This window comes from Erythrobacter sp. S43 (assembly GCF_057364955.1).
The window spans coordinates 1-13,393 of the sequence record NZ_CP200285.1; the positions used below are offsets into that span (position 1 = coordinate 1).

The 13,393-nt window shown below is 58.2% G+C and carries 11 protein-coding genes and 1 pseudogene; 3 read left to right on the forward strand and 9 right to left on the reverse strand.

Going from position 1 to position 13,393, the window contains the following annotated elements:
• The 3 genes from AC0V6K_RS00005 to zapE form a co-directional block, all read left to right on the forward strand.
• Positions 1–735: succinate dehydrogenase iron-sulfur subunit (locus AC0V6K_RS00005; protein ID WP_486172514.1), on the forward strand; the 735-nt coding region annotated here is incomplete at its 5' end.
• A 3-nt stretch (positions 736–738) separates the two neighbouring features.
• The gene (locus AC0V6K_RS00010; RefSeq protein WP_472623547.1) at positions 739–1,203 is read left to right on the forward strand and encodes a PaaI family thioesterase; all 465 of its coding nucleotides are present in this window, start codon (positions 739–741) and stop codon (positions 1,201–1,203) included.
• Entirely contained in the window at positions 1,203–2,327 is a 1,125-nt protein-coding gene (gene zapE / locus AC0V6K_RS00015) for a cell division protein ZapE (RefSeq protein ID WP_472623549.1), read from the forward strand. Before AC0V6K_RS00010 ends, zapE begins: the two co-directional genes overlap by 1 nt.
• On the opposite strand, the gene AC0V6K_RS00020 is transcribed toward zapE, so the two are convergent.
• The 9 genes and pseudogenes from AC0V6K_RS00020 to AC0V6K_RS00060 form a co-directional block, all read right to left on the reverse strand.
• Positions 2,324–3,208 carry a crotonase/enoyl-CoA hydratase family protein gene (locus AC0V6K_RS00020; protein WP_472626171.1) on the reverse strand — a complete coding sequence of 295 codons (885 nt, stop codon included), beginning with the start codon at positions 3,206–3,208 and terminating at the stop codon, positions 2,324–2,326. The genes zapE and AC0V6K_RS00020 overlap by 4 nt on opposite strands.
• Positions 3,209–3,454: 246 nt before the next feature.
• A complete protein-coding gene (locus tag AC0V6K_RS00025; RefSeq protein ID WP_472623551.1) occupies positions 3,455–5,353 on the reverse strand; it encodes an XrtA/PEP-CTERM system amidotransferase in 1,899 nt (632 codons plus the stop codon).
• 14 nt (positions 5,354–5,367) lie between these two features.
• A complete protein-coding gene (gene xrtA / locus AC0V6K_RS00030; RefSeq protein WP_472623553.1) occupies positions 5,368–6,399 on the reverse strand; it encodes an exosortase A in 1,032 nt (343 codons plus the stop codon).
• Entirely contained in the window at positions 6,389–7,615 is a 1,227-nt protein-coding gene (locus AC0V6K_RS00035) for a TIGR03087 family PEP-CTERM/XrtA system glycosyltransferase (protein WP_472623555.1), read from the reverse strand. Before AC0V6K_RS00035 ends, xrtA begins: the two co-directional genes overlap by 11 nt.
• 10 nt (positions 7,616–7,625) lie before the next feature.
• A complete protein-coding gene (locus AC0V6K_RS00040) occupies positions 7,626–8,687 on the reverse strand; it encodes a FemAB family XrtA/PEP-CTERM system-associated protein (RefSeq protein ID WP_472623557.1) in 1,062 nt (353 codons plus the stop codon).
• Positions 8,684–9,593, reverse strand: a pseudogene (locus tag AC0V6K_RS00045) (XrtA system polysaccharide deacetylase). The gene AC0V6K_RS00040 and the pseudogene AC0V6K_RS00045 overlap by 4 nt, the downstream one beginning before the upstream one ends.
• Before the next feature lies 1 nt (position 9,594).
• A complete protein-coding gene (locus AC0V6K_RS00050; protein WP_472623559.1) occupies positions 9,595–10,767 on the reverse strand; it encodes an XrtA/PEP-CTERM system-associated ATPase in 1,173 nt (390 codons plus the stop codon).
• Positions 10,768–10,783: 16 nt separating this feature from the next.
• Positions 10,784–12,388 carry a TonB-dependent receptor gene (locus tag AC0V6K_RS00055; RefSeq protein ID WP_486172515.1) on the reverse strand — a complete coding sequence of 535 codons (1,605 nt, stop codon included), beginning with the start codon at positions 12,386–12,388 and terminating at the stop codon, positions 10,784–10,786.
• A 2-nt stretch (positions 12,389–12,390) separates the two neighbouring features.
• On the reverse strand, positions 12,391–13,392 hold the full coding sequence (locus AC0V6K_RS00060; protein ID WP_472623563.1) for an AAA family ATPase: 1,002 nt from the start codon (positions 13,390–13,392) through the stop codon (positions 12,391–12,393).
• Between the last annotated feature and the right edge of the window lies 1 nt (position 13,393).

A 13,393-nucleotide genomic window follows, 5' to 3' on the forward strand; every position in this document is an offset into this window, starting at 1 on the left:
GGCAAGACCCACACTGCATCGGGCGGCCGGGTCAAGAAGTTCAAGGTCTATCGCTACGATCCCGATACGGGCGAGAACCCGCGCTACGACAAGTTCGAGATCGACCTCGATGAGTGTGGCCCGATGGTTCTGGATGCGCTGTTCAAGATCAAGAACGAGGTTGATCCGACGCTGACGTTCCGCCGTTCGTGCCGCGAAGGTATCTGCGGTTCGTGCGCGATGAACATGAACGGGAAGAATGGTCTCGCCTGCACCACCTCGATCGAAGATCTGAAGGGCGAAGTCCGCATTACGCCGCTGCCGCATATGGAAGTCATCAAAGATCTCGTTCCTGACTTCACGCATTTCTATGCGCAGTACGCTAGCATTCGTCCTTGGCTGCAAACCGTTTCGACCACGCCATCGGGCAAAGAGCGGCTGCAATCGCCTGAACAGCGCGAGCAGCTGGATGGCCTGTATGAGTGCATCCTGTGCGCGTGCTGCTCGACGTCGTGCCCGAGCTATTGGTGGAACAGTGACAAGTTTCTTGGCCCAGCGATTTTGCTGCAAGCCTATCGCTGGCTGGCGGACAGCCGCGACGAGATGACAGGCGAACGTCTTGACCAGCTCGAAGATCCGTTCCGCCTCTATCGCTGCCACACGATCATGAACTGCGCGAATGTCTGCCCCAAAGGTCTCAGCCCGGCAAAAGCCATTGCCGAGACCAAGAAGATGATGGCCGAACGCGCGATCTAAAAGGTGGCTTTGACCGACGACGTTTTTGACCATCTGCCTGATCCGGACAATCCGGGTTGGCATCATTGGAACCTGAAAGACGAAACGCTGTTCAACACCGCGGTGATGGGGAAACTCATCACGCGGGCCGAAGGTGGCAAATGCCGCCTCCGCATGTTTCCGGAGCGCAAGCACGAGAACCTGCAAGGCATCATCCACGGGGCAGTCACGCTTGGCCTGATCGACATCTCGATGTTCACCACCATGCATGTGGTAGGCACGGGCAACGCTGGGCCGTCTGTGACATTGGAGTTATCGACTCAGTTTGTTGGAGGCGGTGATCCAAAACGTCCTCTCGACGCCGTCACAGAGATCGTGCGCGAGACGGGAAAGCTCGTCTTTGTGCGCGGTGAGGTTGTTCAGGATAATGATGTCGTCGCTGCGTTCAGCGGAATCATCCGCAAGTTTGTGCCGCGTAAGGACGCCTGATGGGTGGAATGCTGGCGCGGTATGAGGCGCTGATCGCCGATGGCCAGTTGAAGGCCGATCCGGCGCAGCGCGCGGCGGCCGAACGATTGCAGCTGCTGCAGGATGAGTTGGAGAATTGGGACCCGCCGAAGCGCAATTGGTTTCAAAGGCTCACCAGCACTGCTGCAAGCACACCCGACCCGCGCGGCGTCTACATGTGGGGCGGCGTTGGTCGTGGGAAATCCATGCTCATGGACATGTTCGTCGAGACGCTTGAGCTCGAGAAGAAGCGAAGGGTCCACTTTCATGCATTCATGCTCGAAGTTGACGCGTTGATCACAGAGCAACGCAAAGAAGGCCGAGAGCATCCCCTTCTACGTATCGCGTTGAAAATGTCCGAAGATCTGAGCTGCCTCGCCTTTGACGAGATGGTGGTGAACAACACCGCCGATGCAGCAATTATGGGACGGTTCTTCACCCATCTGATGGATAGCGGTGTTGTGATCGTCACTACCTCAAACCGCCCTCCCCGTGACCTCTACAAGCACGGCATCAACCGCTCGCTCTTCATCCCCTTCATCGAGCTTGTCGAGAAAGAGATGGATGTAGTCGAGCTTAATGGTCCGACAGACTACCGGCTTGATCGCATCGGTGGGCTGTCCACTTGGCACACGCCCTTGAGCGACGCAGCGACCGAGAAAGTGCGTGAGGCATTCTTCCGCCTGACCGACTTCGCCCCGGAAGATGCGGCGAACGTGCCGAGCGGCGAACTAGACCTTGGCGGAGGTCGGAGGATGCATGTGCCCAAGGCCCTAAAGGGTGTGGGCGTGTTCAGCTTCAAACGTCTTTGCGCAGAAAACCGAGGCGCTGCGGATTACCTTGCCATCGCTAGGGAGTATCACACGGTCATCGTCGTCGGAATCCCGAAAATGAGTCCCGCCAATCGCAACGAAGCGATCCGGTTCACGAAGCTTATCGACGCACTCTATGAAAACCGCGTGAAGCTGTTCGCCACCGCAGCCGCAAAGCCGGATGATCTTTACGTCAAAGGAGATGGCGCGTTCGAGTTTGCTCGAACGGCAAGCCGCCTGAACGAGATGCAAAGCGACGAATACTTGGCGCTAGGTCACGGAGAAGAAGGTTAGGCCGCTGCGGGTGCAGCTGTTCGCTCTGCTACGCGAGCCTGTGCGGCGACGAGACGGCTCATCACCTTCAAATCCTGCTCGCGCAGCTTGAGCGCAGCGTCTGCCCAAAGCTCGGTGATGCGATTCAGTTCAGCGAGCTCTAACTGCCAAACTTCCTTGGTCGCCTTACGCGATCCTACCAAGCCGGCATGGCGACGCTCCGACTTCTTGATGAAGTCGCGAACGTCATTCACGCCTTCTCCCGGCTCCGCGAGTTGATGCACAATACCCAGATCGTACATCTGCTCAGCAGTGTAGGTCTCATTGGACGTGATAATCCGGTTGGCCATCGCACTGCCCAGCTTACGTGACAATAGCGCGTGCGCCCCCATGCCAGGATACAAGCCAAACATGATTTCAGGCAGTCCGAATGTCGCGTTGCGCTCTGCGATGATGTAATCGAATGAAAGCAAAGCCTCGAATCCGCCACCAAGCGCGGCGCCTTGGACGAGGCCAACCGTCAACATCGGAATACCCAGCGTGCGGATGTTGCGATCGAGAATGGCGCAACAACGGTGCCCGTAGTTTACAAGGCCTTCGCGGTTCTTTTCTCGGATCAGTTTCTGGAAAAGCGCAAGGTCGCCGCCATAGCAAAACACATCGGGGCTTCTGCTTCCAAGGACCAGATACCGCAACGGAACCTTATCAGGGCCGAAGCCTGTGGCGATCAATCGTTGCCAGTCTTCAAAGTCTTCCAACATTGAAGGCGTAAAACTCGGTCGCCCTTCGGGATTCATGAAAGTCCAGAGAGAAGCATTGTTGTCTTCATACAAGACATCAAGTTCCGTCAGGGCGAATAGCCCCTGAGGTATTGAAGCATAGAGACTGCTTTCAGCGAGCAATTCATCATCACTCGTCAGAGGTATTGCTTTGCTCACCCCACTATCCATGCACTACTTCTCCGCTGCGACCCGGAGTCCAGCGCTTTCGGGGATCAATACGCTGAACCAAAAGCCTTATTGGCTTGTTTTGTGATTGGAGAGTGCCTGTTCACACAAAATTAGGCAAACCTAAATTTTAGGTTTTGAGACGGCCAGAGTCCCAAATCAGGTCATTTGTAACGAGGTGCGTCCAATTTGTAACACAGGTTACGCTGTCGCCTTGAGCTGTCTTAATGAGCGATCTAGCATCAAAAGTTGCCATAATATCCGTGAGTTATCCGACTGACCTGCAATATGTGTCTCGGCCAGCTTTTCCAGCGCTTTGGGATCGAAAAATCCCGTTTGGCCAAGCGCCGAGCTTTTTGCGATCGCCCGTGCATCTCGCGCAAGAGGGCCCCGCAACCACTGTGCAATCGGTGTGACGAATCCTTGTTTCGGGCGATACAGAATGTCGTTCGGGAGGTACCGCTCCATGCACTTCTTGAGCAGATACTTGCCGGTCGAACCCTTCACCCGCTGACTCTCCGGCAAGCGCGCAGCAAACTCGACCAGACGATGATCAAGCAGCGGCTCGCGGGCTTCCAGAGACACCGCCATGCTGGTCCGATCAACCTTTGTCAGAATGTCTCCCGGCATCCAAAATTTGAGATCAGCATATTGCGCGCGATCAAGGCCACTGCGCGCCGGTGCATTGCGCATAAGCGCGATCAGTTCGTCCTCTGCACGGTGCGCCCCAAGCTCTCGTGTAAACGCATCAGAATACAGTACTGCACGCTGGTCAGCTGTCATCACGGACAAGCCGCGTGCGTATCCCTCCTCCCCACCTTCCGCTAGGGAGAGGAAAGTGGCCTTGGCTCGCAAAGGACGCGGTGCCCAGTCGGCCTTGGGCCAGATGCGTCCCAATGCGCCGAACAACGGTCCGCGCAGACCTGCTGGAAGGAATGATCGCACGCGCTCCTCGTTGTGATGAAACACTTGGCGACGGTAACCGGCAAAGGCCTCGTCTGCCCCATCACCCGATAGAGCGACCGTCACCTTCTCTCGCGCCAACTGGCACACACGCCACGTGGGCAATGCAGAGGCATCTGCAAAGGGCTCATCAAACATAGCCGCCAATCGGTCGATCTCGCCGAAATCGTCCTGACCTACGGTGCGCGCCTCATGCGCGGTACCGAACTGCTCTGCGATCTGCTTCGCGTAGCTTGTTTCGTCCAAGGCCTCGACGTCGAAACCAATCGAACAAGTGCGCACCGGCTCGTTGCTGGCCTCGCTCATCAGCGCAACTACGCTCGATGAGTCGACACCTCCGGACAGGAAAGCGCCCAGTGGCACATCGGCAACCATGCGCGATTGAACTGCTTCACGCATCAGGTGGACCAAGTGCGCCGACAAATCGCCTTCGCTGCCCTTCTCGCGCGAAGTGAAATCTATATCCCACCACTGGCGTGACCCAGACACGAGCTTGCCCTGCTCCAACAGCATGAAGTGTCCAGCGGGAAGCTTCTCCACCCCGCGCAGGATTGAATGCGTATCGGGCACATAGCCCCATGTCATATAGGCATCGAGCGCCTGCGGATTGACGCGGCGGCGCAGCAGCGGGTGCGCGAGCAGCCCTTTCAGTTCCGATGCGAAGGCCAAGCCGCCATCTGAAAGCTGCGCCATAAACAGGGGCTTCACCCCGAACCTGTCGCGGGCGAGGAACAGCTGGCGCTTTTCCAGATCATAGAGTGCAAAGACGAACATGCCGTCCAAGCGGTTCAGGCAATCAGGTCCCCAGCGCTGCCATGCGGCAAGGATGGTCTCAGTGTCACCATTGGTGCGAAACTTTGCGCCTCCTGCCTCCAACTCACGGCGGAGTTCAGCAAAGTTATAGACCTCGCCATTGAAGACAATGGCTGCTCTGCCATCCGCCGATAACATGGGCTGCGGTGAGCCTTCGAGATCGATGATCGAAAGGCGGCGATGCCCCAGCCCTACGCCCGGTGCAGTCCAAACGCCCGCACCATCGGGGCCACGATGCACCATCGCATCGCACATCCGTTCAACCCGCACCGGATCAACCGGCTTGGGTGTTTCGGCATGAAAGATCCCAGCTATCCCGCACATAGTTCGGCAGCGGCCTAGCCGATTGCCGCAGGCGCAACAATCGCGGCGAGCACTGCGCCTGTGATTGCAAGCGCGAGAATAGAAGCAAAGGCGAGACCTGAATGTGCTGGCTTGCCCTCTAAACGCGCGACCCAACCCCAGTTTTCGATTGTCTGAGCGCTCCAGCCATAGTCCTCTGGCTCTCGCTCAAAGAAGCGCCAAGCCCCAGCGAGCAGCACTGCAACCACGATAGCGAAGAATATCCAACCGTAGAAAATGTGATCGAAGCCAGCGGCGAATTCGACGCCCTGGAACTGCGCAATATAGATCGTGCCCCATGCGCGCACGCCATTGGCGAGGATCGGGATGATGATTGAGGCTGCCATAAACATCGCCCGGCGGGTCCAGCTGTTGAATCGCGTGAAGCAGACCAACACGGCCAGCGTCACCATCGCAATCAGGAATTTCACGCCCGAACACGCCTCCGCGACGATAAACAGGCCAACAGGCGTTTCGATGTAGATGCCGTCAACTACCGCCGCGACACCGCTTGCGTGAGTGAGTGTGATCGCAATCGAGGCGGTGATCATTTGCAGCGGTTCAATGATCTCGTCACCAAACGGCACGGCAAAGGCGATGAAGCACAGCGGCAGCGCGAAGAAGAGCGCTATGCGCAATCCGAGCACCGCAACAATGGCACCCTGCACCGCCCCAACTGCCCCTGCGTGCGCGATCAGGTTGATGTCGGTCGCTCTTCCAACCAGCCAAAGCCCAAGCCCGGCTGCCACCAACCCCAACCCGGGCAGCCACGCGCGCGGAGATAGCTTTGCAGCCTCTTCACTGCGCAACACCACCAACCAGATGATGATGAACGGGATCAGGAGGATATGGTTGTACGTATCGATCTCCCACCACTGGTGAAACATCTCGCCCCACTCGCGCAGCGTCACCAGCACCAATGCGAGCACGCTGGCTGCCAATGCGGCCAAAGGCATGCGCCAGTCGGCCGGAATTCGCTCCAGATAGGGGCCAATGCCCGATCGTTTCATGATCGCTTCAGGCTGCATCGCGGGTTGCCCCTCCCTCGCCCGAAATCAGCTGTTCGAGGGGCGACAACATCGCGTCCCACGCGTGATTGGCGAGTACAAATTCGCGAGCTGATTTTGCGATTTGTTCAGCCTTATCTTTGTCGACCCACAGGTTTTCAAACCGACCAACCAGGGCCTGCGGATCAGGATCGCTGACCAGCCAATGCTCGCCATCTACAGCATCGATGCCGGTCGCTGCATGCTGAGTAAGCAGGACCGGCCGCGCCATCGCCATGGCTTCGAGCACTTTGTTCTGCACGCCTCTCGCAATCAGCAGCGGCGCAAGAACGCAGGTCGCCGCCGCAATGAAGGGCCGCACGTCTGGCACTTCACCCCAAACCTTGATTCCGTTCGCGCCATCATGCTCTTTGAGAACCGCCGTCGGATTGCGTCCCACAATATGGAACACCGCATCCGGAAAACGCGCAAGCACACGAGGCATGACTTCATCTATCACCCACAGCGCCGCCTGCTCATTTGGGCGGTAATCCATCTGTCCGGTGAAGACGAAATGCGGGCCATCGGTGGCGGACAGTTCGGCATGCGGTTTGACCTTTGCTGGATCAAATAACGCGGCATCGATGCCGTTGCCGATGACCTGTACATTCGTCATCGACGGGAATTGCAGACGCTTGCGAAACAAAGCTGCTTCCGCGTCGCTGATCAAGATAGTCGCGTCAGCACGCCGGGCGAGCCGTTCTTCTTCACGGGCCAGAATACGACCCTCGCGCGAGTTCAGCCACACACGCTCACCCGCCTCGGCGTAGTTTTCAAATTTGGCGCTATCGACATCGCACAGATCGACGATCACGCGTCCGCGGAAATTGTCAGGAACGTATTGGCCCATCTGACCCGAGAAGATCACGATTGTATCGATCGCCTTCTTCTCAAGCATCTCGCGCACCCATGCTTCGAGACGGGTGCTGTGAAACGCAGTCAGGCTTACTGGTTTGCCCGCGAGCATCGCCTCAACCCCCGCTAGAACCAGCGGTTTCTTGCGGTCGATGATCGCGTGGCTAGCGGCCAGCGCCTCAAGCTCCACCTTGCCGCTGCGGTCTTCATCATTTTCGGCAAAACAGCCGACATGCACCCGTCCCAACTTCGCCAGCTTTTGCAACAGATGGTGCGCACGGATCTTGTCACCGCGATTGGGCGGAAATGGCACGCGGTGCGCAAGGAAGAGGATATCGCCCATTGTCCGCCCCTTATGCGAGACCGCGCGCAATGAACGGGCCGATTGTGTTGGCCAACGGCAGTGGAAGCTTTTTCCAAAGATCGATCTTGCGGCTGTATTGCTCGCTCGTCGGATCAACATCGCGCGCTTCGGCACCCGGTGCAGTCCATTCGCAATAGGTCAGCGGTTTGGGCTCAAATCCCCAGTTCTTCTTAAAATTGAACGGCCCGCTGCCAGTCTTGGAGCGACCGAAGTCGAAGCGTTTCATTCCGCGTCTGCGGGCGTGGAGCATCAGCTCGTAATACATCAGCTCGTTCGCACGAGCGCCACGCGCGGCAAAAGTTCCCCCGCCCCAGAAAGGCATGACCGCACCGTTGTGATAGAATGACAGCACGCTGGCGATAGGCTGGTCATCCTTGAAGACGGTCAGGATATCGCTGCTGTCCGGAAACGCTTCGAGCATCTCCGCAAACAGCTTCTTCGGGAACACAGGAGTGCCCAGGTTGCGCACGCTCTCGCTGTAGACGGAGTAATGCGCGGCAAGATCATCTGCGCTACGTCCCACCTTGACCGGAAGCTCGAATTTCAGGCCCTTGCGCACTTCAGCACGGGCCTTGCGCGGGATAGCAAGCAGCTCTGACTCATCATCGGCAGCCAGATCACGCTCGAAGTTACAGTGCTTGTCATCCCAGCTGCGCCAACCATTCGGCACTGCACCACCACGCAATTCGACGCTGGAATAGCTGTGCTGAACCGCGAGTTTCTCAACCGCGCGGGCAAGAGCATCCATAGCCCCTTCGTTTTCGGCGCAAATACCGCCACCTACACCAAAGCCGCTGGAAACCAACGCGGGCGGGAAAAGAAGCGAGCGAGCATGCGTAAGTGGTAGCCAACCGGTAATCACACCCATTTGCTCTACGATCAGGCCACCAGCCTGTTGGCCGGCTCCGCGCTCTACGGCGATCAGCCATGCAGGCCGATGGAACAGACTTGCATCCATCTCGGCCACGAATGCCTCGATCCGCTCAACCTGCGCGGTGTCGCGAAAGTCGACGGAAGAAACAACCTGACCTGCATGGACGGGAGCATTCACGCGGCCATCTCCTTGATCGCAGGAGACGTTTCGAACGGGACCAACCGTTTGGCTTCGCGCTCAACGACGATGTCCATCCGGTCCCAAGAGAACTCACCGACCAGATCGGTCAGCTTCGCCGCCATCTTGTCTAAATTGGTGTAGTGGCGCAGCTTAGAGCGGAGCGGCGCACCGGGCACACGCGGTTGATCGGGATCGATCTCCCACGGATGGAGATAGAACACCGCGGGACGTTCTTCGCGCGCATTGACCTGACGGATGGCCCAGCGGGAAAACGCATAGGGCAGCACGCGGAAGAAACCACCCCCACCTGCTGCAACGCGCCGACCACCCAGCATTGCTGTAGTCACCGGCACTTCGACCAAGTCAGCACCCGTTACAGGCTTGAACGCAAAACGTGGCGCCTCTGGCCAGCCATAGTGATCGTGAGTGACGGGCGCGACGCTGGAGGAGTAGTTATATCCTTGCGCGATTAGCTCATCATAGGCCCACGGCGTGCGCTGATCGATCGAGAAGCTGGGCGCGCGGTATCCGGTCACCTTTTGACCAGAACAATCCTCAAGCAGCTGCTGCGCCTTGCGGATGTCCTCGCCAAACTGCTTCTGATTGAAGGTGAAGACTCGCGCGTGGTCATATCCGTGGCTGGCAATCTCGTGGCCGGCATCAGCAATACGGCGGATCAATGCAGGATGACGCTCCGCCACCCACCCCAGTGTGAAGAAGGTCGCGCGCACCCCTGCAGCACCGAACAGATTGATGATCCGGTCGACATTGCTTTCCACACGGGTCTTGTGCGAGATCCCAATCGGCGCGGTCGATTACATTCTCGAACGCGCCGACCTGGAAATAGTCTTCAACATCAACGGACAGGCCGTTGACGATCTCAGGGGCATCACTTGCCGACATATCAGGCGGCCTCGCGCGACGGATCTTCCTCAAGCCACTCGATCAGCATCGCCAGAACATGACGGAAGCTTTGCTCCTGCTCTTCAAGACGCTGTTCCAGGCGCACCAATGTGTCGTTCACCTCTGCAGAAGCATCAGGCCCGCTATTCCCTGCGGCGGCGCCTGCTGAAGCGCTGACCGCTTGCAGTTCATTGATCGCTGCCTCCAGTTCGGCCGTGCGTGCGTCGCGTTGGGCAAGCAGAGCCGCCACTTCAGTGGCAGGAACGGCATCGATATCGCTCTCGGTTGCAGGCGCTGCTGCAACTGGCTGAGCCTGAGGCTCAATGCTCAATGGGCCGGCGTCTTTGCTCGAGCCGCGTTCACGGTCAGAAGACATTTCAGCAATAACGGCGCTCAGCATTTCAACCGAAAGCGTTTCGCTTTCTTCAATCGCGCCAAGCAGAAGCAGACGGTTCATCACCTGGTTCACACGCCGCGGAATGCCGCCGGTGTGCTCAACAAGTCCCTCAAGCAAACCTTCGCCAAACTGCGGACGGCCATCCCAACCGACATACGAAAGGCGGTGCTGGATGTAGTCCTCGACCTCGTTCGCATCGAGCGCTTCGAGGTGATGCGATGCGATAATCCGCTGACGCAGCTGCTCCAGATCGGGGTGATGCGCAACAGTGCGACGGAATTCCGGCTGACCTAGGAGCAGGCTTTGCAGCAAAGGGTGCGAACCCAGCTGGAAGTTCGAGAGCATGCGAAGCTCTTCAAGTGCAGTGAATTCAAGGTTCTGACACTCATCAACAACGAGCAAGCAGCGGCGACCTTCGCGCGCTTCTTCCTGAAGGAACAGCTCAAGCTCGCTCAAAGCAGTCGCTTTGTCATGGCCTTCAACATCCAGGCCAAAGCTCTGCGCGACCAGTTGAATTAGCTCGTCACCATCCAGCGCCGACGTCACAATCTGCGCCACGGTTAGCTGATCGGGATCAACGCGCTCCATCAGATGGGCAACCAGCGTCGATTTACCCGCACCAACCTCACCGGTGATGACAATAAAGCCCTCACCCTGATTGAGGCCGTATCCGAGATACGACATCGCTTTGCGATGACTCGCGCTCTCGAAGTAGAACTGCGGATCAGGGGTCAGCTGAAACGGGCGCCCACGAAAGCCGTAGAATTGTTCGTACATGGTCTCAAAGGCTCCGTCAGAAGTTGTAGCGCAGGCCAAGCAGGGCTGTTGCGAAAGCGAAGTCTTCGTCCGTGAATTCGCTGTCGATGTAATCCACGCCGAGTGCAGCGCGGGCCGAGATCTTATTGGTGATGGCCTGAGTGTACTGGGCCGATGCACCGTAGGAAGTCAGATCGCCGCCATCGATGCCGCTTTCGAACCAATTGACGTACGCGTTCGCAGCAAGGCTGCCACTGCGGCCAACCGGGCGGCTCAATGCGCCTTGGACGTAGTAGCTTTCGTCCGCGATGCCATCGATCGCCTCAAGGATTGTGCCCGCAGCAGCGATGTATTCGCGGCGGTCGTAGCCCGCTGCGATTGCCGCGTTGGTTTGGCCGATCTGGCGCTGATAGCTGGCGCGAACGCCTTGGTTGCGGAAGGTAGCCGAACGGATCGAACCGATTGAGTTCGTCAGACCAGCGCCTTCTTCACCGGTTACAAGACCCGTGAAATCGCCCGAAAGCGGGTCACGGAAGGCTTCAAAATCACTGCCAAGGCCGACAAGCGAATTGTTGAGCGCACCGCCAAAGCTGGTCAGCCCGTCATAAGCTGAGATGTTCAGCGCGCTGCGGCTGTCCGGAGCATAGGCGAAGCTGCCGTAATACGTGGTCGAGTCGTAACGACGCCCCACCGTAGCAGACAGCGAAGTCCGCGAACTGGGGTTCCAAGTTACACCAACATCCCAAATGATACCATCGACATCAAAGGCGATTTGGCGCGGCGCGCTTTCGTCGGTCACGAAGCGACCGGTGTTGTCGAGCACTGGATCACCGTTGATGTCGCGAAGAACATCGCGGCTGGACACCTCAACGTCTTCGTAACCAACACCGCCAACAACTGCGAAATTGTCGGTCAGCGGCACGGTCACATCGGCACGCGCGTAAACATCGCGAATGCGCTGATCGAGGTTGCTGATATCTTCCTGATACGCACCCACGGTAGCACCGATGCCGACAGGCAGGACATCACCCGCCTGAGTGCCGGCACGGACTTGGCCCGTGTAGCTCACGCTATCGTCAAACACGTCAACGGGGTCGCCGTTTTGATCGAGCAGCGCATTATCGGTTTCAAAGCGGTTGTAACCCACCTGAGCCACACCGGCGACATTCACCGCGCCAACCTGCGTGTTCACGCTGGGTCCGGCAAAGACGCTGTATAGGCGGCTTTCTGCATCTTCAGCAGAAAGCGGGTTGTTCGAAACACCGGCACCGCCATCCACACGTGTGCGGCTAGCTAGCGCGCCCGCTTCAAACGAAGCGCCACGACCCAGGCCGAGCGAACCGCGTGCGACACCGCTGATCGTGTTGGTGTCGACATCGTCACCATAGCCGATGTTGCGCTCGTAACGGATCGAGACGGAAGCGCCGGAGTTGCGGCCCTGTGTGTTCACATCCACACCGGTCGCAATCTGGGTGAAGGTCACGACATCATCGCCGGGCGTCAGCTCGGCAGAGAGGATCTGATTGACCTCGATATACGGCTGAACCGTCGTGGTGCGGCCTTCTTCCTCCTGCGCGATGGCAGGTGAAGCGGCGACCGCAGCGATAAGTCCGGTCATGGCAAGTTTGGGGAAATGGCGCATGATTATTGCTCCGTGGCGCCGTAATCGCCGAACTGGCGACCCGACGGGCTGAACCGGGCAGCGTTGAGCAGCAGTTTGATGTCTGGACATGCCGACAAAAGCTGCTGCGCATCTTCCAATGCTGCGCGGTTGGTTTGATCGGCACGAACCACCAACATGGATTGACCGACATGAGCGGCCAGTTCAGCAGCGGGGGATGCAGCCAGTGCTGGTGGGGTGTCGAAGATAATAAATCGATTTGGTGCGCCGTTGGTCAGGCGGTCCAGCACCTCCGCGGTGCGGTTGCTGGCGAGGTATTCGGCCGCACGCGCATTGCGGCGACCGGCCGGAAGGACAAACAGTCCCTCAATATCGGTCGAGATAACCAGATCTTCGGGGCGAAGCCGGTCGTCCGCAAGGCAATCCATGAACCCTTGATCGGTTTCGAAACCAAGACGACTCGGTACCGAAGGGTTAAGCATGTCAGCATCAACGAGGACGACCTCGATGTCGCGCTCCGCCGCCAATGCAATTGCCAGATTGACAGCGCAGTAGGTCTTGCCCTCACCCGGATGTGGCGAGCACACCAAAATGCGGCGCGCAGCCTCTTCATCACTGGCACGGGCATCAGCAAGCAGTTCACGCTTAACGATGCGGAATTCTTCAAGAAGACCGCTTACGGAATCTTCCGGGACGATCAGACCTTCTTCACGCAGAACTTCGCGGCTGATCTCAACATAGGGACCATTCAGGGCAACGCGGCGCTCGGAAAAGCGGCGTTGCGCTACTTCGGGTTCAGGCTTGCGAGCAGACGGCGCAACCGGTGCCGCGCGCATTTGCGTAGCCTCTGGCTTACGGCGCACAGTGCGCGAAACCCGCTCTTCGACTTCCGGCAGCCGCGTCGGCATGGCCGCAGCCTTGAGCTTTTCCAGTCCGAATGCCGCGTCAGCGCGCTCGAAGATCGACCCGCGCTTTGGCTTGCCCTGTGGGCTTTTCGCGCTTTTGATTTTGCTATGTTCGGTCATC